We start from the raw sequence: 22,495 nt of genomic DNA on the forward strand, positions 1-22,495 counted from the left end.
TTACATCATGCCGCCCATCTTTGGCGCGTATTTCGCACCGTTTCAGCACCTTTCAAACCCTCTATTTTATTGTATTTCTACTAACCTATATTTCTAGTCATTTTCGTGTTTTTTCAAAACTTAACAGAAAATAAGTGATTTTTATGTGATTAATGTGATTAATGTGATTACTCAACCAGGAGCGCTTTCCACTTTCAAAATATCAATAAATTTTACTTTCTCTGTATTATACCCTACTTCAATATGCACCATCTGTGTTTGGCCATCAAGTTTCGAGATTTTGCATCTTGTTGGCTCACCTTTCCAGATGTGCAAGATCACTACAATACCCTCATTGTGCGCTTCAATAAGTTGATTTGCTAAGTCTTCAAGTTCAAATTCATCCCTTTTTGGTCTAGCTGCTTTCTTAACTTTTTTTGGTTTCGCTAACATCATTTAAAATCACTCCTTTTTAAATATTTTAAACGAACGTATATTCGTTATCAAGTTGATTTTCGAACAAATGTTTGTATAATTAAATCATAAAGGAGATGGTTAAATGAATAAGTTAACGAAAGGTAGTAATTTACGATGGGAATCAAGCCGGATAATGCTACCGGAGCATAAAGAAGAACTTATTAAGTTGGGGAAAGATAAAGAAAAAGTACCTAAGCCAATTTTAGACGAACAAGAACTTGAGCAAATAAACATTGATATTTATAACTCACTTAATTACACCATGCCTATGCGACTTACACTATGGGATGATGGATATTTTAAAGACATTGAGGGCGTAATCGACAAAATTGATTACGTCACTAAGACCTTATTAATCGACACAGACAAGGAGATATTAAGGTTATCGATTAATGACATTAGCAAAACGGAGATGATTTAGTTGGCAATTATCCCAGAGGATGACCGTAAAATCATTGAGCAATCCATTTTATTGCCGATGCTTTTAACAATCCTAGATAGAGACAGGCGAATTTTTGAGTAGCTATCTGTTAAGTTTAAGCCGTCCTATTTTGCTCTCATTGAAAGTATCATTTTTCACAAAAAACATAATAATAATAATAAATGAGTTATGCATAATATTGTAATTTCTTTTGCGACTGAAATTTTTTTATTAATTTCTACAAATTTCTGCACAAGTGATTTTTCAAAAGGTATATTATTTTTATAATTGATGTTAATATATTATAAGAAATAAAGGGAGGTATTAATTTGAAGAACGATGAAATCCGACCAGAAATAACCGACATTTTTAGGAAGTTAAATATTAATAGCAAAGAAAATAGAAAAAAGTATACTTTTGGTTCAACACTGTTAGATGATGAAACAAATAGTAAATTTGTCACCAAACATATTGTTGTAACTCCAACCGAAAGGGGGGAACAAAGATAAAATGCCTAATTGGAGTGAAATTTTAAATGAAATCAATATTTTTAACAATCCTTTTGATTCAATTAGAAGAAAATATCTAAGGGCCTTACATGAAATTACTGAGAGAAATGTAATAGTTTATTATTCAGGATGGCTTCAAAAACAAGAATTAGTTGCTGAACGTTATAATGGTTTTTCTGTTGACGATAGTGACAAAAACGGTTTCATGACAGTTATGAATGGATTAGACAAGACAAAAGGACTAGATTTATTCTTACATACCCCCGGTGGTAGTATAGCAGCTACCGAATCCTTAGTTGAGTATCTAAAATCTATTTTTGGAACTGATATTAGAGTAATTGTACCACAGATTGCAATGTCAGCAGGTACAATGATTGCATGTGCTTCTAAAGAAATAATTATGGGCAAACATTCTAACCTTGGACCTATAGATCCACAATACCGGGGCTACCCAACACATGGAATTATTGAAGAGTTTAATAGGGCAGTAAAAGAAATTACTGAGGATCCAAAGAAAATTCCAATTTGGCAACCTATCATAGCTAAATATAGTCCTACTTTAATAGGAGAATGTGAAAAGGCAATTGACTGGTCAAACCAAATGGTAAAAGAATGGTTAATAACTGGAATGTTTAAAGACTCTTCTAACAAAGAAAAAAAAGCTGACTACATTGTTTCTGAACTAGGAAATCATGCTTTAACCTATTCTCATGATCGTCATATTTCTCTGGGTAGAGCAAGAGATATTGGGTTAGCAGTTCAAGCACTTGAGGATGATAAAAAATTACAGGATGCGGTTCTTTCCGTTCACCATGCATGCATACATACTTTAACTGCTACTCCAGCTACAAAAATTATTGAAAATCATAATGGAGTGGCATTTATCTCTCAAGTTCAGAGAGCAATTCCAGTATTACCACACCAAATTGAAAAGCAGCCTCCTGGTCCCCCAGCTGCACAAGAAGTTAGCAGCCCTCAATTTGGAATAGAAGAAAATAATATCATACTATGACCCAATATTAAAAGCCCCTACTCAAAAAGAGTAAGGGCTTTAGCATTTTACTCACTTTTACCAGTGATATAACCGCGATCTACAGCCACATAAAGTATCCCTAAAGCATCTGCTCCTGTTAACTCGCCGTTGATAAACTTGGTACGCCATTCTTTACCGAGTGCCGGGTCTTTTTGCTCAAAGCGACCGAGTACACGTAGCAATGCATTTTCCATCTCTTTCACTGAAAATTTAACTGGTTCCATCAGCCAATTCACCTCATCTTCTTTTTCTGGTTTTGGTTCTGCTATTCCTGATTTAACTTTTTTTAACCCTAAAGCTTTAACAAGACCATTCACATGCCCTTGAGCAATTTTATCGATAAAATCTGTTTGTTTAAGCTTCGCGGCATCACTTGCATTGTCAATAAATCCATTCTCTGTGAGGATGGCCGGCATATTTGTCTCACGTAATACTGCGTAATTAGCACGTTTTTTACCTCTGTCCTTAAAGTCCAAAGGTTTTAAGATTTCAGTATGAATCTCGTTTTGATTAGCAACTGACGCATTACTCGCATTGGTATGGACAAACGTTTCAAATCCTGTACCGCCGCCTGCGTTAATGTGGATGGACATAAAATAATCGGCTCCCCATGCATTGGCCAGTTTTGCCCGTGCTGACAAAGACAAATATTTATCTGTCTCACGGCTTAATTTGACTTGAACATTTTCATATTGAGACAGTAAGGATTTAATTTTCAAAGAGATTGCTAAGGTAAGATACTTTTCTAATAATCCATTTGCCATAGATCCTGGATCTGTTCCTCCATGTCCTGGATCGATAAAAATTTTGAGCACTATTTTTCCTCCTCACATTCGGAGCAAACTGGTTCCCCATGTTCCCCTTTAGCAAACAATTCCTGATTCCATTCGATTTCCTTTCCACACACTACGCATTCAGTTACTTGCCCCATCACTTCCCAACTCCCTTTTCCGTATATTTTCTTACCTTCGCTGTGATTTCTGACTCTAAAATCTTAAATGCCCACATCGGAAAATATTTGTCCCATCCAAGGACATATAAGTTCGCACAAAACGATTGGAAATTATGATAGGTAAACGCTAGTGCAAGAACACTAAAGACAAATGCACCTGTACCTAGCATCTGGTCAATTATCCATCCAACTGCCACTACAGCTAATATGATTCCATCTCGTATGACTGCATCAATGCCTTTATTACTTTGATACTTTCCATTCTTCTTGGCTGCTCTTACCCCTACTGTAAAATCAAGTGCGATGATAATCAGCAAAATGGCTGTAATATACGCATGTAAGTCAATAAACCCTTTGGCATTTAACATCACATCTACAAATGTTCCGATAGACGCAGCGATAAATCCAAAGCTAATACTATGATTCGAAAGCATTTTTTGAAAAACTTCTGTTAAATTAAACATGTCTCACTCTCCGGATTCAAAATAAATAGCCCCGATCGGTTCGGGGCATACTGATATTTAGGCATAAAAATAACGCTAGCTTATGCTGCGTTTATCCTTCATTTTCTAATTCAGAACGAACATCCTCACGCCACAATGTTGGTACTTGGTCTATCACACGTAACCCAACTTTGATTAAATCGCAATAAACTTTTACCATTATTCATCGCCTCCGTGTAATGATTCTGCTAATTCAGCAAGAGCTAATTGTGTTTCAAGTTTAGCTTGTTCTTGAGTTTCTGCCAACTCAGCAATTGCAAGTTTAAGCGTTAAGTTTTCTTCTTTTAACAAATCTGTTTCACTTGGTGGAATATCCTCCAATATCGTTTGATGTGGAGTTGTGGTAGTATCAACACTTAAAATTCGTTTTCCATCAGGTATATCCACCCATAAAAAAGGTACTCCGATTGGTTCTCTTGGTGCAGGTTTCCCATGTCTAATTGATAAAACATACCCTGTCTCATCGTAAATAATTAAAGTATTCATTTTATGCCTCCTACTCAATAGCTTCCCAATAAATATCCGTAGCACTAGTATTGTTTGCTATCAATTTAAATGCACCGAATTGAACATAGCAAGCAAAATCAGATAAATTTCTCGACGCTCCAGTTGATAAATATCTAGTAGTACTGACATCAGCATTATAAATAGTTGAAAGGACGCCGTTCGTTATTTTTCCAGCAACGATAGTTCTTGGAGTGAAATCTAAGCCAGTTATTTCAATTATTCCATTAATGTTAGATGACGTTATTCCACTATTCTGCTTTTTCCCCGTACTAATCTGTCCTGTTGCATCTTCTATTTCTTCCCATGTACTGTCATAAGATATTGGTAGACTTGGGTCAACTTGCAATAATGCGTCTACCATAGCGATTTTTACATTATTGCCAGAGGTAAAAACCTCTTTTATCGCCTCTTTTACATCCGTTGCGGTCATGTTTGGATCAGAGAAACTTATATTTTCAGCTCTGTGAGCATTAATTGCATCCGTTGCCTTATGTGCGTTAAACTCTTGCTCCAGTAACAATATCTTGTTTGCAAGATTCGCGGCAACGTCACCATCCAAAATTACTTGCAGAGAGTTAAACCAATCCATAAACTGTTGTTCGGATGCTGCTTGCCATTCCCTGATTTCTCCTTCAACGTTTGACGTAACTTGATTAAACCACGCTTGATATTGATTAAAAATCGTCGTTGTATCAACTTGATTAACCGTACCATGTACAATCCCGCATAGTTGCGTATTGAGGCGTAAATCTGTGATGTTTGCCTGAGTGATGTTTATTGCTCCGTTATTGATTAATACATCAGCAAGGGCAAGTTCGTAAGCGTTGGCATCTCTTTGGAGAGATGGAGCAACAGGGGTAGAAGCGAAAGCACCCTTCTTAACAGCAATTTCAATTTCACGAGTTAGGTGATTTAACCTCATTACAACTCGGTCGATCCGCTTTAATACCCCGTCAGCTATATCCAACTCCAAAATATAATCACTATCAGAATATAAAAAATAACCGTTAATCCAACCTAACCCTGGTTTAACGATTACTGTCATATTGCTATTTTCAACTACTTGTAGGTTTGTGCTTGGGTTCGGGAAAACACCATTACTAATAAAGGTACTAAAATATTTGGCGAACCACCATTCATCATAGTACCTATCCCCTCTGCCTGTACTATCACGTACACTGTTAAAAATACCGCTATAAATAGTCATTGATTCACCTTCTTTATTATTCTTTCAAATAAATTCGGGATATTGCTGCCAAAATTAACTTGCAAGTCAATACCATTGCGATCGCTTTTTATAGTGGCACTTATGACTCTTGTGTGTAGGATTTTTTTGATCTCGTCATTTCGAATCGAGACTTTATCTCCTAGTCCATAATCAACACCATAAGTAAACTGACTATACATATCTACTTCGCTCTCGAATGTCTCTATAATCTGATATTCTGGTAACTTTTCATTTCCTCGTTCTTGGAGTAACTTTTCATATTGAGAAGGACTCAAAATAATCTCGTTGCCATTGTCATCAGTATATTTACTTTGTAAGTCTCGAGCATCGACATACAACTCTCTACGATTAAAACCACTCAATTCGTTGTTCACAATTACAACTTTTCGAGCAATTCCTTCACCTTCTCCAGCAACAATGGCGACATTTTTAAAATTTGTTTTGTTGTTTACGTACTTTTGATTAATGATGTTATCAAACTCTTTGCTAAAAATGACATGTGGATTAGAGTGTTGCAATGTACTCCTATCTACCCCCTGCCATGTAACAACATCAAATTTTTTATCTTGATGATTTATGAGTACATCAACACACATTTCGTGCGTATTACATAACTCAAAACAATGGTTGGCAACATTTTTTCCTGTTGCTGTTGACTCAGTAATTACATTAACCCCGTTATTGCTTGTTAAACGTAAATTAGGGATGACTCGATTTGGATTTGCAGGATTAATGCAATTGCTATTAATAAACGCTTTTACAACATCTTCAACATTTCCTACAAAACGTTGCTGTTTTTCAATTTCTCTCCAAGACAACAAATAATTTAGAGAGTATGCGTAAATTTCAATTTCGGTTTCATCTTCATCTGTGTAGAAAAAATGTTCAATGATATAACCATATTTAGCGTTATCTTGTGTAGTTATGATGTTGTCGTGTTTTAGAAGTCTTAAGTTCTCCTTTGTTGCTGCCACTCTTAGTGTTAACTCGCTTACCTTGGTATAGTGCCGCTCTATTTCTAATTCCTTGTACTCGCTGATTTCTCCAAGTAAATTGATTCCTAAATCAAATACATATAAATCTATCATTTTTAAACTCCTATCCTCGTTGGAGTAAATTCAATAGACACGTCTAAAAAATCTAATGCTCCTGAGTCAGCATCATAGCGAAAGATATTATCGCCAGGATAAAGCTGTAAAAATGTTGATGTCTCGAAGGCTAATGTATTAAAAATGTTTGACTGAACATTGTTGCGCATAAGCGTTATTGAGCGTTTTCCTCGATATGTCGAGACGTTAACGACATCACCTGGTAGCATTGTAAAATTGAGTTTCAATTCTTCGTAGGTGTTAACATTAATTAGTTTAGGATTAACTATTTCTGACTTTGCAAAGAATCGAATTAACATTCCTGATGTTTCGCTACCGCCGTTGTAGACATTTCTGAAAAGTGACTGACTACGATAACCAATTTCAATACCTCCGACTGGAATTTCAAGCGGAAATTCTAAATTTCCTACCCATTCCGCAATCTCAACTTTGTGTGATACTGCTTCATAAATAAATGGGTCTGTTGCAATAAATTGGAGTAATGCTTTTTGCCATACTGCATTATTATTACTTTTATCTGGCGGCATAATCGGTGCGCTAATTAATTCAGCCATCAAATAGTAGGGTTGGTCGTTGCTTGTCATAAAATCAATGCGCATGGGGTTAAAATTAGGGTTAAAAACCTTATACATTTGCCCTCGTTTATCGTCCATCATGGCTTCGCTGTAGTTATGTCGCCTGATTTGAAATTCGATATCAAACTCTCTTTCTTCCACTCTCGTACTTTGATACCTCGAACCAGGTAAATTAGATTGAGACCGATTGACTGCTGCTTGTAGACCACTTAAATCTATGCCATTCGTTAAACGGTTAGATGAGTTAAACTCAAATTGATCCCCTCTGCTATTTGTAATCTTTATATTTTTAAGCAATCAGAATCACCACCTAAGCATACCCGAATTTTAATCTTCGGAGTGTGCGATCAACTTCTTTTGCCGCACTGTCATCTGTTTGTATTGTGATATGGTTTTCCATTTTGCGAGAATTGTCATAATGAGAAGTTACGGAACCACCATTTATAGATGTTCCAGTTGAATATGCCATCCTGCTAACTCCTAGTGCTTTCTCAGGTGTCGAGATAACCATTTTATTAGCCATCTCATCCAATTCTCGATACACTGATTTAGCGTTGTCCCTAATACCTAGCGCAATCCCCTCTGGTATCCAGCGACCAACGTCATTACGCATGACTCTGGATGGTGAGTTGATGTCTAAAGCTTGTTGCATAGTCCTTGCAACCTCATTGGCGATACTTCGAGCAGTAGACAACACCCTACTCTTTCCTGCCAACAACCCCGAATTCAGACCATTCATTGAGTTTATCCCAACACTTCTTAGGTCAGATGGAAGTTTATTAAACTGCAATAATATGTCTCTCACTAAATTTTTCATTAGATTTAATTGATTTGTTGCGCCACTCTTCATTCTCTCCAACATGTTTTGAATGGACTCTTGGGTGATAACGGGTAACTTATTTAAAGACTGTTCGATTAACTTAACTGAGTCGTCATGGCTCTTAGTAATTAGCTTTAAATCCCTGTTCGATGCATCAATGACAGAACGGAACATTTTTTCAACTGCATTTATGACACTGGTTGTGCCGCCATTTATACCCAACACCAATCCTTCGGTGATATTGGTACCGATATCTGTAAAAACTTTAGATGGGCTGTTGACACCTAGTGTATGTTTAGCAGCTCTCGTTGTATCTTCGGCCATTTTCTTGGTTGCTTTTTCAGCATTTTTAGTACCTTTTTCGACACCTTTTGCTGTACCGTCAGGGATTGCAATTCCGATGGATTCGAAATTGGCAGCTCGGATTTGTTCTCTCATCGTTTTAGCACTATTATCAACCATATCGGTGACAACTCCGTGTATCCCCTCAAACCCTTCACCTAAACTAGCCTTTCCGGCATCTGCAGCAACTTTAAATCCATCCTCATAGGTCTTTGCGAGTCTTTCTAATTCACTACTTTGTTCTCCTCCTGAATCTTTAAGATTCTGCGCAAGAACTTTTAACTCACCAGCATGATCAGGACCAAGTTGCTCAATCCATTTCATGAAGTTGGTATGGCCATTTTCAGCAGCCCATTCCATTAAAGCACTTTGATTTTCGCCCCATTCCTTCACAACTTTTTGATTATGTTCAAGATTTTTCTGCATCTTTGACATGGTAAGTTCAGTTTTGGTGTCAATTTTATCAAAAGCGTCAGTTGCTGCTTCTGATAACATAGAATACCTTTCAGTGAGGCTATCAAAAACCTCCATATGAGCATCATCCAAACGCTCGTAATCTATCACTTGACTTGTGACACTATTTTTTGTTGCTTCCGCAATCGCTGCTGACGACTTTTTAATTTGGTCTTCAGCGAGCACCTGTTCAGCCGTTAAACCGGATAGACTTTCTTTTAAAGAGTTCTCCTGCTCTTCTAATCCCGCAAGAGCTTCCTTGTGTTCACCCGATTTCACAGTACCTTCTTCAAGCTTTTTATTCCATTCAGCACGCAGATTATTAATCTCGTCCAATTGCAGTTGTACTTCTTGTTGCTCTTTAAAAATTTCCGTTAAACGTTCCTCAGCAGCTTGTTGGTTTTCGGTTTCTTTCATGAGGTTAAGTCTTGCTGCTAACTGTTCAGATGTCATATTAAGGGCGTTTGCCTCTTCGTTATAGGCAAGGTTTAGCCCTTCGACCGAACCATTTAACTGCTGAATGTAAGAGTTCAGCAAAGCCTTATCTTCTACTGATTTCTTCTCTTTCCCTGCTAGTTCTTCAACCTTTTGGGCTAATTCACCATTAGCCTTGGCAGCAGCAAGAATTTCTTTTTGATTGTTCTTATAAGTTGTTTCTGTATTTAACAAGTTGTCATTCAACGATTTTGTTGAGTCGTTCAATTTTTCTGTTTCCGCATTAAGACGCTTCGATTCTTCTGTTTGTTTGTTAAACCACTTTACAACAGCGATTATCCCCGTGGTTAGTACCGCAATTCCGGCTGTGACTAGTCCAATTGGACCCGTTAAGAATTTCCATGCAGCACCTAATGCGTATGTTGCTGCTGTTTTAACAATCATTGCAGCAGTAGAAAGCTTCATTGTTCCAGTCAGTACACCTAGTGCAACTGTGCTCAATTTAATTGTGGTTGTTTGCGCTAATCTTGCTGCGATATCAGCCGTGGTTGCTCCCGTCGCTGTCATTTGTGCTGTTATTTGAGCATGAGTCAATAAAGTAAGTGTTCTAGTAGCCGATTGCGCTGTTACAATAGCTGCACTCGCTGCATCTAGCGCCGCTTTAGCTTTAGTAATTGCAACATAAGCTCCATATGCCGCCACGAGTCCAATGATGGCAGGGGTTAAGGCTTGTACAACAGGTATAGTAGCACCTACCGCAGAGCCAAAGGCAACCACAAAAGGAGTAGCCCCATCAATGACCGATTGCATCACTTTAAATGATTGGTTTACAACTGCCTTTAAGCTATCAATGTTTTGAGCAATGTCTTTGCCTGTTACTGCTATTGATAGTCGATTAAAACTATCGATGATATTAGCGATTCCTCTTGCAGCCGCATTCTTTAAGTTTCCTAGCGACGTTGCAATACCTAAGCTGTTTTCTTTGGCTAGTTTTGCCATGATACCTGTGCCAGTGCCAACCTCAATTAACTTATCGTTAAAATCTTCCATGGTGATAACGCCGTCTTTTAAAGCATTGTATAAATCTTGTTTTGCGGTTTTTCCTGCAAATCCAAATCCCTCAGCAATCTTTATCAAACCGATGTCCATAGTCTCTTGTAGAGTGTTCCAAGAGTCCATCTCCATCTTGCCAGTTTGCAATGCTTTTATATACTGCTCCGATCCCCTTGCTGCATCAGCCGCACTCGAACCCGATCCCAATAAAGCATTGTTTAATGCAATGGCTGAGTCTGTCGCTTTATCCATGTCATTAAATGATGTGTACATCCGTTGGGCACTTCCAGCAATTTCATTCAGTGTGGTAGGTAAACCGTCAATACCCTCAGACAATCTGCTCATGGCTCGTTCAGAATCTTCGGCTGATACACCAAGAGCTTGAAGTACTTTCGGAAATTTATTTAACGTGTCGAACCGAGTAATTGCTGCATCCAATGAGTTTTTCAACTCATTAAAAACTGCTACACCAATCGCCACTAAACCCAGCGAGGTTGCTAATTCTTTGATGCCTATAGACGCTCTTCCCGTTTCATTACCAGCGTTCTGTGCTTGGCCAGCCATATCATTTAAGTTTCCCGCGGTATCACGAAGATTTGATGATGCGTCAGCACTGCTATCCGCTAAGTTGTCCAGACTACCTTCTGCACCCCTTAAGCTTTGTCCAGCGGTTGCCCCGCTCTCCCCTAAGTCCTCTAAGGCGTTATCTGCACCTCGAATACTTGAGCTAGCTTGAGTGCTACTATCACTGATATTGTCCATACCTCTTTCCACGATTGACGCTGTACTGCCTGCTCTTCGTGCTGCTTCTTCTAATCTATCCAATTCATTAGAAGCAATAGTGATTTGCCTTCCGTCCACTTCAATCGATATTTTAATAGAGCCATCTGCCATCTAGTCCACCTCCTCGCTGTCGTTTAGTGCGTATACCTTTTGCAGCTTTCGCATTGCTTCTTTGTATTCTTGAGATTCGCCTTTACTCGGTTTCCATGCTCTTATTTCGATGATTCGCTTCATAATGGTGTCACTAGGAAGTCCGTTTAGTAGCGCCTGAAATTCATGCCAATGCAGCTTCCCTTGCTGTTCATACAGATTCATGTTGTAGGCTTGCTTAAAAGACGCAAAAATGTATTCTGCATCTTGTTCCAAGTCGATCATCTTTTCTTTTTCGTCTTCTGGTTGAACCGGTAACGGATTGCCTTTCAGGTCATACATGACAGGCTGTTCATTTTTTACGTAGATGTACTGTTCATAAATGTGGTTCCACAATTCAACCGCGTTTGCTCCTTTAAACTGCTTACCTAAGAGCAATTCAAGGCAAATTTCGGCTTTTTCGTACATTCTTAGGGTTTTGTCCTCAAGAACGTCAAAAACGTCTAGGACGTTGTCAAAAGCTAAATCAATAGCGTATTCTTTTCCGTCAAACGAAAAGAAGGTGACTAAAGCGTCATTTAAGCGCATTTAACCACCTACTTTTTTAAAGCTTTTTTATTCAGATATTCTTTTTTCTTTTCTTCAACCTGTGCTGAGCGCTCTGCTTCTTGTTCTTCAATTCTTTTTGCGATCGCCACACCTACAACGTCTAATGCCTGTTCGAGAGCAATAATATCCGTATACTTTTGATAAATCCGCTTAAAAGTGCCATCCCCAAAAATAATGTCGTATTGAGCAGCAATAAACTCTTTATTGAGGTCAAAGGCTGCGTCAACCATTGTACTGTCAACGTCATCTATACTTTCGATTTTTTCTGGAAAATGCACATGTTTTGCTTTTTCTTGCGCTTCTTTTAGCTTCTCCTGCGCTAGTTTTTCGATATTAAAAAATCGTTTTAAATTCTCAATCGAACTATCAAACCAAAGTTCAATTGAGCCGATTTTGACTGGAAATCCTGTTCTTGAAATTTCGATATTTACTTGATTCATGAGTTACCCTCCTAATTAAAAAGAGACACCCTAAAAAGAGTGTCTCTGCTATTAATCTAGTGTTACATTTGCCCCATCTGTAGTGGGTTGTACGTTTTGCACAGATGGGGGATTTACTCCCCCGATAAGTCAGTTTCCTTCGGAATAGAGTCGAAACGAATGTTGCAGCTAAATGTTTCATATGCAGATGCATCCCCAGCTCCTGCAACGATGGCAGACACAGTCGCACGACCTACCCACTCTTTTTTACCATCTGCAGATACGACTCTATGCCAAATCTTACGCCCATCACCGACATTATATTTAAGGCTTGCGATAAGAGCCTGTGCAGGGTCTTCTGGATCATAAAATCCCTCTGGTGTGTATGCACCAGCAACCGAGATAACATCTGTTTCCGGTGTGCCATCTCCATCATAGAACGCTTGTTCTTCCGTTCCTTCCTGTGTATCGTCACCGATAGTAGAGATATATTTTGCAAGTTCCAACCATTCTGTGCCTGGTTCTTCTTGTCCTGGAGTATACGCTTGTACAAAGTGTCCTCGTAATGCGTTCTTTTGTCTTGCCATTTCTATTCACTCTCCTTAAATACAGTTATTTTTGCTTGTACATCCAATAAAAAAACAAACCATCCTTGATCATCAATTTGATTGATAAATGGTTTGTTCGTAATGATTAATTCATCAAATTCATAGCTGCCATCCTTGCTTTCAAGTTGTGACAGCCCCTCTAGCTCATTTTGTATGAGCCACAGGGTTTGATGTATTCTATTTTGTGATTTTGACTTCATGGCGATTTCATAATTCAGTTGCTGGTCTGTCGTACCATCCATAAATCGTTGTGTAACTTGAGAGCCTGGTAATGGATAAAGTACGAGTGATTCATCAGTACCCAGATATCCCAATTTACAAACTACTGGCAACTGATTTATTGCATTTATTCTTTCTTGCAATCGTTCCATAAAATCCATTACCAATCAGCTCCTCTCTCAAATGCTTTAATCCAATCAGATATAAATAACCTTTCCGCTCTCATATCCCAGCGCGGTCCTGTACCTGGTGTGGTGTAATTGTACATATAGTTGTAAAACATACGTTTTGCATATGCTGTGTTCCATGTTATTGCTTTTCCATCACTATCCACATGTCCAGTTTCTCTTAGAATATTTTCTTTTTTTGGTACAAACTGATTCATGTCTGCTAGTGCTTGGTTTGCAAGAGCATATCTACCACGATTTAGGTTATCCTGACTGAGTTTTTGCCTTGGTATCCGTAGATTGATATCGACTCGAGCCATCAGACCACTTCCAGCTCGTAGGAATAGATTACCTTTTCATATGCTTCGTAGATTGGGATAACCTTAGTTATCACATGGTCTTGGTCATCAAACCGTAATACTGATTGAGTTTTAAATCTCGGCAATGGAGTTGTTATCCCCTCATAACAAAAAACAATTGCGTTATACAGCAACTGTTTTCCAGAAGTTGTAGAAGTGTATTCAGCACCTCTATCAATACGACAATCACTAATCAGAACTGGTCTAGCGTATTCTGGTTCAGACCAACTATTTTCGCCCATGTATTCTTTATACATAAAAGAATCTATACAAAAGTCTTTAGGTGGCTTTGGCATTACCATGACCTCACCCCAATTCCTGCATAAAGTAGTCCAGTTCCCTCCAAATAGATAAACACGTCTTCAGCAACTAACGGCTTGCTCTCATTAGCACCGCTTGGGTTGTATCGACTAGCATTAGACACGCTCGTTCTGCCTGCCTGAAACGTCTGTGGAGAGTTGTTAATACTCTCGAATGTCGTTGCTCCCAAATCGTAAAAATACTCAATTTGAGCGCATAATGCCTCTTTAAATTTGCGTACCCTCCAAGGATTATCTGATTCGATAGATCGTCTATTGTAAAAATAGTTTGTGACGTTATCAAGTATTGCACTTGCTTTGGGCAACAATTTATCAAACGCCTCTTTGTCAACATCAGCATTATTGAGTTCTTTAAATTCTTCGTATGTGAGATACGGCATATTATTCACCTTCTGGTGGTGGCTCTGGTTCGGTCAATGTCAAAACATGTGTATCCGTTTTTGCTCCATCATTTGTGGTTACTGTAGTTGTGTATTGTCCTGCCGGCACTGCATCAGTCCAAGAAATTAACCCGCTATTGCTTACACTTAATCCTGTTGTAGTTGGTGCAATGGAGTAAGTCACAGACTTATCAGTTGCGTTTGCTGGTGATACAGTAGCTGACAATTGTCGAGTTCCTGCGGTTCCAGCAACAGCATTTGATGTTTTAGGCGAGACTGTAACCCCTGTCACTGCAATTGGTAGCGTGGTAAATGCAGGGATATCCACTCTTTCGGATTCGCGATCTCCATCTACTCTAGTAGCTTGATACTCTCCTGCTGCCACTGTTGTATTTGGCTCTAATCCTGTAATAGCAAGAGGGCTTTCGCCCTCCGCTATCACCGTGCTGCCTTGATAGATTTTAAAAGGCATGTAAACCCTCCTTAAGTTAAATTGATGACTGCCCCGTCAGTCGTTGGCGTGACATTGTTAATATCGGGGGTTGTTACTCCCCCGAACCACCAGTGACTTTCACAACTGCTTTTTTGTTGTCATCTAAGATAAATTCGCCAGCTTTACCAGCACCTTGTAGAGCTACACCGTCAAAGTCCTCTGATTCGATTGTGCGAGCTGTATTAATGCCCGTAAATGCTTTTCCGATACCAGTGATATAAACATAAGCGACTTCTCCATCTTGCAATAACTCGTCTGGTACTTCGTTGATAGTAAAACCTTTAAATCGTACAACATTATTTTCATCAATGTTTGCTGTTGAGTGTTTTCCCGTTGTCATTAATGGATGGTCAACAATAGCGTTATACAAATCAGCATTTACGTTAGCCACTTTATTTCCGATGGCTTGAATGTTGATATAGTACTTTGACAACTCATTAAATAAAGCAAGTACATTGTCAGCGCTGTAGTCTGCTAGTGTTTCAGTTTTAGCAGCAATACTTGAGATAAACTTACTGTGCTGTGAATTGAACTTCTTAATTTTGGCTTGCGCCTGTAAATCTAGACGATCAGCGACTGCAGCTTGAAAATCATTGTTAACAGTGTGACGGTCAATCCCTTCGTGGTAAACCCATTCCCATGTGTAAGGTACTGGTGTATCTTGATAGATTATTTCAGTTCTTGGACCAAATCTATTACTGTTGCTTGTTCCTGTTCCGAATGCAGTATTTGGATCTTTGTCATACTCTGTTCCTACAACTACAGGGATATCACTTGTTTTAACATAAAAAGCTGTTTCGTTATGCTGAACTCCGTCCAATGCTTCGATTTCCCCGCCGAAAAAGTCGCGGAAGTATGCTTGAGTACGGAATACTGCTTGTAAAAGCTCTCTAAATTGTTTTTGATAACTACGTGCTGCTAAGTTTTGGTTTGCTGTTGACATAATTTCATTCCTTCTTTCTATTGATTAGTGTATTTAGCCAGTTTTGCGGCAAACGGATCGCTTTCTCCGCCGCCTTTGCCCCCATTCGGATTGCCTGGCGCCACAATCTGCGGGGGTGTATTGGGTTCTTCCTCTTCTTCAAACAGATAAGGATCGCTTTCTTTGATAGTTTTAAGTTGATCCTCTAAACCAAGAAGCTTGTCCCCATCCAGTTTGATTGACTCCAAGTCTAATAGAGCCTTGGCTGCTTTAGGATTACGAACCTTGGCAGCAGTCAGCGCATCCTTTAATGAGTAATCAAAGGTTTGTTGCTGCAACTGCTTTTCATATTCACTCTTGGTGTTTTCATTTTCCTCTTGTAACTCTTGGATCCTTTGTTGCAATCCTTCGGCGTCCACTTTTTTAAGCTCTTCCAACTGACTGTCACGTGTTTCGAGATCTGCTTTTAAATTCTTAATTTCTTCCAATTTGTCATCGAATTTTTGTTTCGGAATATAAGATCCATCCGAAACAATTGCAATTTTGTTATCACCCGCCTTTTCTATGACTTGTTTATAAAGTTCTTCACCCAACAATTCTTGTAAATCCATGCTACCAATCTCCTTATTAATGTTTTTTTGCGTGTCGCACCTCACGCTTAAGGTTGCGCTTAGTTTTACCCCAAGCCTTTAAAATGGGCATAATAAAGCGCCTAACAACTCTCATGTTAGGCGCGATTATTCATAATAAGTAAAGCCATCCAACAGCGTTTCAAGTGGCGTATACACCTTTTCTCGCTTGTAATTCCTGCTCAAGTATTTCTCATTCTTTGCAATAAGTTCCCTTATGGCTGCTTGTCTACGTCTGACCATCATACGCCAGTAGTCGGCTTTATCGCTGCCTAATTCTTTAGCAATCATGAGATTTTTCTTGTATTTCACGATTTCTCGTTCTATACGACGCTGCGTGTCTCTTGCTTGAGCTACCTTTTCGTTTAATTCTTCATCAAATTGCGGCTGATTGTTTGTATTTACTCCAGGTATAAATGGTACATGTAAGTGTCTACAATTCACCTTTTTTGTTAATCTCCTATTGCTAGGAGTGTCGGACTATATCTTCACGTTTTTTAACGTGCGATGCGCTTCGAGTGGTAACTCATCTCCCACCCTACTCTACTCACTAAAAAAAGCACCCATCATGGATGCTTAATCGTTTTCGATAGTCTCTACACTTTTCTCTTGGGAGTATTTCCAAACAAATCCACCGGCTGTTTTTCTTTGACCTAGAGCCACTTTTGATATTGATTGCGAGTTAACACCAGTCTTTCTCTCAGCTTCTCTAGTACCGTTATATTCAGCAACTAAGTTTCCTTGTTTGTCGTATTGATAGACTTTCTTCTTAATGGAATCTGTATATTTTTTCAATTGTTTAGATTTCTCAGCTAAATATTCGGGGTCTTTCAACCTTTCTTTTTGAACTAGCGAAGAATGCTTAGAACGTTCCTTGCGATATTCTTCGTCTTGCCACTGTTTTTTATTCCATTCCGAAAAGAACTTACCGTGAACCTTCTTATGCTCTTCATCCTTCATGTTGTGCGCTGTTGCCACAACATTATATCCCTCTTTAACAGAATTAAACTCCTTAATATAATGTTCTTCCCTTTCATCCAACTTATCGGCTGTAGTTTCTTCGATGATTTCAAAAGAAAAATTCTCTCTGCCAAACTCGTCTATAGCTTGATACAAAGGCAAACTATCTTTATATTTATTTATTCGATAAGGTTTGAAATGTTGAGTTTTTCTATCTAAAATATTTATACTAGCCCCGATATACATTTTTCCATTAATTTTATTCGTTATTTTATAAACGCCTATCATTTTTATACCCCCTCAAGACTTAGCACGGGATTGCCTTCGTGAGGTTTCCCCGTTAGCTTAATTATACCAAACAATTGTTCTTGTGTCGACAATTGATACCGTATAATTAAACACCCTTGAGTAATAAGGTTCACATCGTTACGTGGCATGAATTTGTTTACCACGATGACCGCCTGGTGTACCATATTCTGCTTGCCAATATGGATCGTAAATGGACTTATACTCGCTCTCCTGTGGTATCTCACTAGGTTGTCTTAAATCGACCACATGCCCTTGAATAAGCGAGCATGCTTTACGTGCTCCTACATGACTTGTAACAAGCACCGTATGCACTCCATATTCGCTCATACGCTCTTTTCTGAGTGTGTCATAGGTGTTTCCTAGGGTTGACTTTAAAACGGTTCTGACGTACCCCTCAAGGCTCCATGTGTGCCCCCCTCGGTCAACCATGCCGCTTTTAATACCCTTTTGTGCTAAATCAGTGATAGCACGCTCTAATGACTGCTCAAAAGTATATAATCCTGTGTTAAACATGGCAGCAGTGTTATTTAAAACAGTTTGATAGGCGATTTGTGCTGTTCCTATGCCGTAAGCAGTGGTAACAAGAGTTTGATTCACAAAATTATCAATCTCGCTCCATACTTGCTCGTAATATGCCTGCATCACTGCATCAAGATTGTTCGGCATTGGCTTTGGTGTATAAGGCATTGCTCTATCCGTGTCCTGCACAATCTCTTTGCCAGCTTCTTCAAACATTCTTTTTATCTGAGTTTCTGCAACATTCGTAACCTCTGATAAGTACTTTATGACGTCTCGATTAAACAATCGCAACTCAGATAACTTTTGAGCCTGCCACTCTGTGATATCAATCGAGCCAGTTTTAAGGCGCTTAATGATGATGCGGATGATTTCGCCTTCTAAGCTGTTATACAGTTCTGTCATATTGCTGGACCAGAGATCGAGTTGATTTGGAGTTATTCTAGGTTTTTTCGGGTCCATTTAAACCATCCCTTTTCACCAACACATAATCATTACGAGACATTCCCCAATGCCAAAACAACCACATTGATATGATACCTAAGATAAATACGGAGACAAAAATCAGCATCTCTATCACTCCTCATCACCAAACATTTTCTTTGATGACCGATCGCTTATATTAATTGGGTCTATTACTGCCTGCTCCTCATGAATCATTTTTAACCATTCCTCAGCAGTTTCTTTTGGAACCTTAAACACACGTTGAATCACTTCGACTGTAGGGATAAATCCAAACGTCTTAGCTTGCCCATAGAACTTAAGCAGCGCTGACCTGTCCTGAAACACCCCATCGTCAAAATCGACACCAATATGCTCAAATGTTGGTATCTCACCGCTAAACAAATTAAAAGCCTTTGCCAACTCCAATACAGAGACGACCAAGCCTTTTATAAATTGCTCAACAGCATACACATGTTCATTTCTAGTTCGATAGGTCAAATCATTCTCGCTGACCACTTCTGTAGCTGTTTTCATGCTTCTTCCGTCAAAAGAGAATGTACCCACAGACAATTTCATTTCCATTTCCAGCGTCCTAAGTGACTGGTTAATAGCATCAATATATTGTTGAGTACGGATATCTCTTGTTACATCCTTGATAACCTCTTCATCAGCACCCATCCTCATTGATTTATACACGTTTACATCAGGGTCAAACACTTGGATAGGAGGGTTTCCACTCTCATCCGGTAGTGTTGCAAGCATTCGGTCGCTCACAAACACAGTGCGTTGCCCCATTTTGATTTCCCACCAAAACTGGTCGTAAGTGTCATTAATTTTTTGAAGTGTATGCACCGAATTATCAGCAATCCCCAAACCTAGTGGACTATGAGGATTGATGTTGTTAAAGCCTGCTGGTTTAAGGTAATTAAACAACGGTCGAGACAATCCTTTTATTGTCGTGGTTTCCTCTAATCCTTCGTATACTTCGTTTAATGGCACTCTTTTTCCGATGATTTTTGGATTTTCTGATTTATAGAGTTCATTTGTTATCACATACAGACTCGTACCATCTTCACTCTTTTTCCATTCATGAAACTCTAACAATGTATAATAAACTGTTTGCTTACCCACATTTTTAGTCGTGACAGACTTTAAAACACCATCAGATATTCCGCTGCTATTGCTTCGTAACGGGAAAAAGGCATTTGCGATCGCCCAGGAGAACTCAATTTCCTTAGCTTGGACATCGACATAAGGTCTTACTGCCAATCCCCCCAGTGCCAGTGTAGGATCCAAGTATTCAGCTAAATTTTTCTTGAATCTATTATGTTCGAACACATGCTGAACAAGATCGTTTGCTGTTTTAAAGGTGTTTGGCTTGTTATTTTCTTCATCCGCATCTGATACTACAATTTCGCATTGTTCATTAAAGATGAGACCAGCCAGTACACTAGCACTTAACTTTCGAAGGTTGAGCGTCATAAAATCGCGCTCCTTAGTCTCTCCTTGAGAATTAACGTATTTGACTGGTGGATAGTCACCTTGATATTGCCTAAGATTTCGTTCAATTCTCTCTAATTCTTTTGGATCTATGTTTATTTTGGGATGGTCGTTAATGGTCATAAGAGTTTGTCCACTCAATGCATAACCTCCTCTCTTAAATAGGTTTTTGATGCGCTGAATCACCTTCACGGCTTCACCTCCTAGACTTTTAACCGCAAGTCTCTAGCGTTGGCTGTACAGAAATATTGAAATTCATCGACTGTATGGTCATCCTCTTTGATAACTTTAGGATCATCAGAATTTAAGGTCTTTTCATCCCATTGGTACTTCTTATGTTCTTCAACGAAAATATCATTGCTATCAGCATGCTTTAATCCTGTTGGGAATGGATTTTTAAGATAATAAAAACGACCTTGCGCTAACAGGTCGTGAACATAATCAATCATATCTACTTTCTTTTTCTTTGCTACTGGGTCCCAATGTTGACCAAAGTCCTTATAATATTGGTTTCTTAATGCTGCTTCGGCGCTATCAATAGTCCTTTTCATGATTCTAGCGCCTTTCCAGTACTCTTGAGTTGATGTGGCTTTAATATAATCGTGAATATCCTTAGACAACTCACTAGGCGCTTTCTTTCTCACTTGCCCTGCTGGACTGTAGTAATAGGTGTTTAAACGAATCACTTTACCCTTGGCTGTTAAACCATAGAAACCACACGAAGTAGCTGACACCGAATGCCCAGTATCCATTGAGTAGTAAAGCGCTATGATTCTATCGTCACTCGGCAGTTCATCTAATCCCTTGAATAGATTCATGTTGTAAACGTTCGTACCAAGTCCTACAGGCTCACCCAAGTAAATATAACGATAATAATCATAGTCATTGCTTTTTATACGCTCAATATCCGCAAGCATCTGTTCGGTTACAAAGCCTAGTTCATCATTAAGGTAACTGGATTCGTGTACCAAGTAGTTATCTTCGCCTTTTAGACTGTCTGACCACTCGTTAATCCAGTGATACGGATTACGTGGTGGGTTGTAAGACCAGAAGAATTGAACGAACTTTGCTAGCTCATGCTTTTGGCGCATGAACGTAACATTCGATTGGTCAAAGTCCTCCACGCTGTTGAACTCTGATGCTTCTTCGTACCAAACAGCAATAATATCTTCAATATCGTTCGATTTAAGCTTCTGGAAGTCATCCTGCCCATAAAAGTAGAATGTCGATCCTGTTTTTCTGTGCGTAATTTTAAAAGGTGCTACGGTAGGCTTAAACCGCTTGGTCATTCCAAAAAGTTTTATGGCCCATTGGATTTTATTGAACACGGAATCACGAATAGTGTTTCCTACTTTACGAATCACGACTACATTCGCCTTTTGTCCTCTCATGATGTACATAATCATCATGAAAACGAGTTTTAAGGCAATGACAGACGACTTAAACGAGTTACGCCCACCTTTTAAGATGTTATATGGCTTATTTGATGTCCAAACATCTTTAAAGTGCGGATTGACATTCTTTTGGACATCAAAAACAACTCTATTTTTCTTCTTAGTTGCCATCATCATCGCTCCATTCATCGACAATGACGATTTCTTCTAAGTCATCAACTGTATTTTCTTTGGACAATCTTTCAGCTTCTACCTCAGCCTTTTTAATATTAGCCTGCATAAGCTGTAATTTTAGTTTGCGCTCGTCGTCGTCATTCGCCAGTTCATTAAACTGCTTAATGAGGTTCCTTAACTCAGACATTGCTCTAGATTGTGCTGTTAAAAATGTGGCTTGCCTATCCCAAGCAAATTGAAATTCGTATTCTTCTTCAGTGACTTGTTTTTCAAATCCACCGCCCTGGTCTTTAGGCTTTTCAAAATACTCATACTTAGCTTTTTTCAATTCCTTAATCATTTCTTTTTTAGACTCAACATTCATAATTTGTTGCGAACGAATAATAGCAGCATACTGAATCATAATCTGGTCCCATATTAAATCAGCAGGACTCTTATCTTCTAACATTCCCATAAGCTCTAATGTCTCTTGTGGAATGTATTTAGAGAAAAGACCATGCGTGACTGCATTTTGATTTCCTTTAGGAGCTCCACCATCGTTACCTATTGCGTTCTTATTTCCTTTTGGAGCACCCCTCTTTTTTGTGTGCACACTTTTTTCTTGTGTACGCACACCATCGCGAGACCATTTATAACGAGTTTTCCAAGACTTCACTGTATTAAGAGATACATTGTGCTTTTCAGCGATCTCTTTATATTTCATACCCTTTAAATAATCTTGATAGGCTAGTTCTTTTTTGTCGGCCATCTACATCATCACCCACCTCCAAGGCTTTTTGAGTTGTTTTGGTGCAAAAGAAAAAG

At 38.8% G+C, this 22,495-nt stretch carries 28 protein-coding genes; 3 read left to right on the forward strand and 25 right to left on the reverse strand.

The features are described from left to right. Nucleotides 1-171: 171 nt before the first annotated feature. Nucleotides 172-435, reverse strand: a complete 264-nt coding sequence (locus NST02_RS23265) for a YolD-like family protein (protein ID WP_340949900.1) — start codon at nt 433-435, stop codon at nt 172-174. 103 nt (nt 436-538) lie between these two features. Between NST02_RS23265 and NST02_RS23270 the strand changes: the two genes are divergently transcribed. The 3 genes from NST02_RS23270 to NST02_RS23280 all read left to right on the forward strand — a co-directional run bounded on the left by NST02_RS23270 (nt 539) and on the right by NST02_RS23280 (nt 2,398). Then, the gene (locus NST02_RS23270; protein WP_340949901.1) at nt 539-877 is read left to right on the forward strand and encodes a YolD-like family protein; all 339 of its coding nucleotides are present in this window, start codon (nt 539-541) and stop codon (nt 875-877) included. 329 nt (nt 878-1,206) lie between these two features. Beyond that, on the forward strand, nt 1,207-1,386 hold the full coding sequence (locus NST02_RS23275; protein ID WP_137744526.1) for a hypothetical protein: 180 nt from the start codon (nt 1,207-1,209) through the stop codon (nt 1,384-1,386). 1 nt (nt 1,387) lies between these two features. Further along, nucleotides 1,388-2,398: an SDH family Clp fold serine proteinase gene (locus NST02_RS23280; RefSeq protein ID WP_137744527.1), complete on the forward strand. Its 1,011-nt coding sequence runs from the start codon at nt 1,388-1,390 to the stop codon at nt 2,396-2,398. Between the two features lie 47 nt (nt 2,399-2,445). Here the strand turns inward: NST02_RS23280 and NST02_RS23285 are convergent, their stop codons facing one another. The 24 genes from NST02_RS23285 to terS form a co-directional block, all read right to left on the reverse strand. Beyond that, nucleotides 2,446-3,234 (reverse strand): N-acetylmuramoyl-L-alanine amidase, encoded by a 789-nt coding sequence (locus NST02_RS23285; RefSeq protein WP_340949363.1) that lies wholly within the window; start codon nt 3,232-3,234, stop codon nt 2,446-2,448. A 115-nt stretch (nt 3,235-3,349) separates the two neighbouring features. After that, nucleotides 3,350-3,835, reverse strand: coding sequence for a phage holin family protein (locus tag NST02_RS23290; RefSeq protein ID WP_137744824.1), 486 nt, complete (start codon nt 3,833-3,835; stop codon nt 3,350-3,352). A gap of 91 nt (nt 3,836-3,926) precedes the next feature. Further along, the gene (locus tag NST02_RS23295) at nt 3,927-4,034 is read right to left on the reverse strand and encodes a CD1375 family protein (RefSeq protein WP_340949365.1); all 108 of its coding nucleotides are present in this window, start codon (nt 4,032-4,034) and stop codon (nt 3,927-3,929) included. Next, complete coding sequence (locus NST02_RS23300) at nt 4,034-4,360, reverse strand: hypothetical protein (RefSeq protein WP_340949366.1); 327 nt, start codon at nt 4,358-4,360, stop codon at nt 4,034-4,036. Before NST02_RS23300 ends, NST02_RS23295 begins: the two co-directional genes overlap by 1 nt. Nucleotides 4,361-4,370: 10 nt before the next feature. Continuing rightward, on the reverse strand, nt 4,371-5,426 hold the full coding sequence (locus NST02_RS23305) for a hypothetical protein (RefSeq protein ID WP_340949902.1): 1,056 nt from the start codon (nt 5,424-5,426) through the stop codon (nt 4,371-4,373). Between the two features lie 158 nt (nt 5,427-5,584). Beyond that, nucleotides 5,585-6,697: a siphovirus ReqiPepy6 Gp37-like family protein gene (locus NST02_RS23310; protein WP_340949903.1), complete on the reverse strand. Its 1,113-nt coding sequence runs from the start codon at nt 6,695-6,697 to the stop codon at nt 5,585-5,587. A gap of 2 nt (nt 6,698-6,699) precedes the next feature. Continuing rightward, complete coding sequence (locus tag NST02_RS23315) at nt 6,700-7,590, reverse strand: phage tail domain-containing protein (RefSeq protein WP_340949904.1); 891 nt, start codon at nt 7,588-7,590, stop codon at nt 6,700-6,702. Between the two features lie 13 nt (nt 7,591-7,603). Beyond that, a complete protein-coding gene (locus tag NST02_RS23320) occupies nt 7,604-11,290 on the reverse strand; it encodes a tape measure protein (RefSeq protein WP_340949906.1) in 3,687 nt (1,228 codons plus the stop codon). Beyond that, on the reverse strand, nt 11,291-11,857 hold the full coding sequence (locus NST02_RS23325) for a Gp15 family bacteriophage protein (RefSeq protein ID WP_340949908.1): 567 nt from the start codon (nt 11,855-11,857) through the stop codon (nt 11,291-11,293). 8 nt (nt 11,858-11,865) lie between these two features. Continuing rightward, the gene (locus tag NST02_RS23330) at nt 11,866-12,318 is read right to left on the reverse strand and encodes a hypothetical protein (protein ID WP_340949909.1); all 453 of its coding nucleotides are present in this window, start codon (nt 12,316-12,318) and stop codon (nt 11,866-11,868) included. A 113-nt stretch (nt 12,319-12,431) separates the two neighbouring features. Beyond that, nucleotides 12,432-12,884, reverse strand: coding sequence for a phage tail tube protein (locus tag NST02_RS23335; RefSeq protein WP_340949910.1), 453 nt, complete (start codon nt 12,882-12,884; stop codon nt 12,432-12,434). A gap of 2 nt (nt 12,885-12,886) precedes the next feature. Further along, complete coding sequence (locus tag NST02_RS23340) at nt 12,887-13,285, reverse strand: phage tail terminator protein (RefSeq protein WP_340949911.1); 399 nt, start codon at nt 13,283-13,285, stop codon at nt 12,887-12,889. Further along, nucleotides 13,285-13,611, reverse strand: a complete 327-nt coding sequence (locus tag NST02_RS23345) for a minor capsid protein (RefSeq protein WP_340949912.1) — start codon at nt 13,609-13,611, stop codon at nt 13,285-13,287. The genes NST02_RS23340 and NST02_RS23345 overlap by 1 nt, the downstream gene beginning before the upstream one ends. Further along, nucleotides 13,611-13,946, reverse strand: coding sequence for a putative minor capsid protein (locus tag NST02_RS23350; protein WP_340949913.1), 336 nt, complete (start codon nt 13,944-13,946; stop codon nt 13,611-13,613). The genes NST02_RS23345 and NST02_RS23350 overlap by 1 nt, the downstream gene beginning before the upstream one ends. Next, nucleotides 13,946-14,350: a hypothetical protein gene (locus NST02_RS23355; protein ID WP_340949915.1), complete on the reverse strand. Its 405-nt coding sequence runs from the start codon at nt 14,348-14,350 to the stop codon at nt 13,946-13,948. The genes NST02_RS23350 and NST02_RS23355 overlap by 1 nt, the downstream gene beginning before the upstream one ends. 1 nt (nt 14,351) lies before the next feature. Continuing rightward, the gene (locus tag NST02_RS23360; protein ID WP_340949917.1) at nt 14,352-14,822 is read right to left on the reverse strand and encodes an Ig-like domain-containing protein; all 471 of its coding nucleotides are present in this window, start codon (nt 14,820-14,822) and stop codon (nt 14,352-14,354) included. Between the two features lie 73 nt (nt 14,823-14,895). Beyond that, nucleotides 14,896-15,786: a phage capsid protein gene (locus tag NST02_RS23365; protein ID WP_340949918.1), complete on the reverse strand. Its 891-nt coding sequence runs from the start codon at nt 15,784-15,786 to the stop codon at nt 14,896-14,898. Nucleotides 15,787-15,803: 17 nt separating this feature from the next. Further along, nucleotides 15,804-16,376 carry a phage scaffolding protein gene (locus NST02_RS23370; RefSeq protein WP_340949920.1) on the reverse strand — a complete coding sequence of 191 codons (573 nt, stop codon included), beginning with the start codon at nt 16,374-16,376 and terminating at the stop codon, nt 15,804-15,806. 126 nt (nt 16,377-16,502) lie between these two features. Beyond that, the gene (locus tag NST02_RS23375; RefSeq protein ID WP_340949922.1) at nt 16,503-16,838 is read right to left on the reverse strand and encodes a phage minor capsid protein; all 336 of its coding nucleotides are present in this window, start codon (nt 16,836-16,838) and stop codon (nt 16,503-16,505) included. 132 nt (nt 16,839-16,970) lie between these two features. Further along, nucleotides 16,971-17,642: a GIY-YIG nuclease family protein gene (locus NST02_RS23380; RefSeq protein WP_340949925.1), complete on the reverse strand. Its 672-nt coding sequence runs from the start codon at nt 17,640-17,642 to the stop codon at nt 16,971-16,973. A gap of 138 nt (nt 17,643-17,780) precedes the next feature. Beyond that, a complete protein-coding gene (locus NST02_RS23385) occupies nt 17,781-18,641 on the reverse strand; it encodes a phage minor capsid protein (RefSeq protein WP_340949926.1) in 861 nt (286 codons plus the stop codon). A gap of 114 nt (nt 18,642-18,755) precedes the next feature. Beyond that, entirely contained in the window at nt 18,756-20,315 is a 1,560-nt protein-coding gene (locus tag NST02_RS23390; protein WP_340949927.1) for a phage portal protein, read from the reverse strand. A gap of 11 nt (nt 20,316-20,326) precedes the next feature. Continuing rightward, nucleotides 20,327-21,688, reverse strand: a complete 1,362-nt coding sequence (locus NST02_RS23395; RefSeq protein ID WP_340950042.1) for a PBSX family phage terminase large subunit — start codon at nt 21,686-21,688, stop codon at nt 20,327-20,329. After that, nucleotides 21,678-22,439, reverse strand: coding sequence for a phage terminase small subunit (gene terS, locus NST02_RS23400; protein WP_340949928.1), 762 nt, complete (start codon nt 22,437-22,439; stop codon nt 21,678-21,680). Before terS ends, NST02_RS23395 begins: the two co-directional genes overlap by 11 nt. Nucleotides 22,440-22,495 lie beyond the last annotated feature (56 nt).

Source organism: Robertmurraya sp. FSL W8-0741 (assembly GCF_038004005.1).
Taxonomy (GTDB): domain Bacteria; phylum Bacillota; class Bacilli; order Bacillales; family Cytobacillaceae; genus Robertmurraya; species Robertmurraya siralis.

Bases quoted from the DNA above. Each gene is read 5' to 3' on its own strand.
- NST02_RS23335 (WP_340949910.1), bottom strand. From the start codon at position 12,884: ATGGCAAGACAAAAGAACGCATTACGAGGACACTTTGTACAAGCGTAT.
- NST02_RS23330 (WP_340949909.1), bottom strand. From the start codon at position 12,318: ATGAATCAAGTAAATATCGAAATTTCAAGAACAGGATTTCCAGTCAAA.
- NST02_RS23310 (WP_340949903.1), bottom strand. From the start codon at position 6,697: ATGATAGATTTATATGTATTTGATTTAGGAATCAATTTACTTGGAGAA.
- NST02_RS23290 (WP_137744824.1), bottom strand. From the start codon at position 3,835: ATGTTTAATTTAACAGAAGTTTTTCAAAAAATGCTTTCGAATCATAGT.
- NST02_RS23370 (WP_340949920.1), bottom strand. From the start codon at position 16,376: ATGGATTTACAAGAATTGTTGGGTGAAGAACTTTATAAACAAGTCATA.
- NST02_RS23380 (WP_340949925.1), bottom strand. From the start codon at position 17,642: ATGATAGGCGTTTATAAAATAACGAATAAAATTAATGGAAAAATGTAT.
- NST02_RS23265 (WP_340949900.1), bottom strand. From the start codon at position 435: ATGATGTTAGCGAAACCAAAAAAAGTTAAGAAAGCAGCTAGACCAAAA.
- NST02_RS23300 (WP_340949366.1), bottom strand. From the start codon at position 4,360: ATGAATACTTTAATTATTTACGATGAGACAGGGTATGTTTTATCAATT.
- NST02_RS23295 (WP_340949365.1), bottom strand. From the start codon at position 4,034: ATGGTAAAAGTTTATTGCGATTTAATCAAAGTTGGGTTACGTGTGATA.
- NST02_RS23350 (WP_340949913.1), bottom strand. From the start codon at position 13,946: ATGCCAAAGCCACCTAAAGACTTTTGTATAGATTCTTTTATGTATAAA.
- NST02_RS23280 (WP_137744527.1), top strand. From the start codon at position 1,388: ATGCCTAATTGGAGTGAAATTTTAAATGAAATCAATATTTTTAACAAT.
- NST02_RS23360 (WP_340949917.1), bottom strand. From the start codon at position 14,822: ATGCCTTTTAAAATCTATCAAGGCAGCACGGTGATAGCGGAGGGCGAA.
- NST02_RS23355 (WP_340949915.1), bottom strand. From the start codon at position 14,350: ATGCCGTATCTCACATACGAAGAATTTAAAGAACTCAATAATGCTGAT.
- NST02_RS23340 (WP_340949911.1), bottom strand. From the start codon at position 13,285: ATGGATTTTATGGAACGATTGCAAGAAAGAATAAATGCAATAAATCAG.
- NST02_RS23320 (WP_340949906.1), bottom strand. From the start codon at position 11,290: ATGGCAGATGGCTCTATTAAAATATCGATTGAAGTGGACGGAAGGCAA.
- NST02_RS23345 (WP_340949912.1), bottom strand. From the start codon at position 13,611: ATGGCTCGAGTCGATATCAATCTACGGATACCAAGGCAAAAACTCAGT.
- NST02_RS23305 (WP_340949902.1), bottom strand. From the start codon at position 5,426: ATGACAGTAATCGTTAAACCAGGGTTAGGTTGGATTAACGGTTATTTT.
- terS (WP_340949928.1), bottom strand. From the start codon at position 22,439: ATGGCCGACAAAAAAGAACTAGCCTATCAAGATTATTTAAAGGGTATG.
- NST02_RS23385 (WP_340949926.1), bottom strand. From the start codon at position 18,641: ATGGACCCGAAAAAACCTAGAATAACTCCAAATCAACTCGATCTCTGG.
- NST02_RS23270 (WP_340949901.1), top strand. From the start codon at position 539: ATGAATAAGTTAACGAAAGGTAGTAATTTACGATGGGAATCAAGCCGG.
- NST02_RS23365 (WP_340949918.1), bottom strand. From the start codon at position 15,786: ATGTCAACAGCAAACCAAAACTTAGCAGCACGTAGTTATCAAAAACAA.
- NST02_RS23325 (WP_340949908.1), bottom strand. From the start codon at position 11,857: ATGCGCTTAAATGACGCTTTAGTCACCTTCTTTTCGTTTGACGGAAAA.
- NST02_RS23395 (WP_340950042.1), bottom strand. From the start codon at position 21,688: ATGGCAACTAAGAAGAAAAATAGAGTTGTTTTTGATGTCCAAAAGAAT.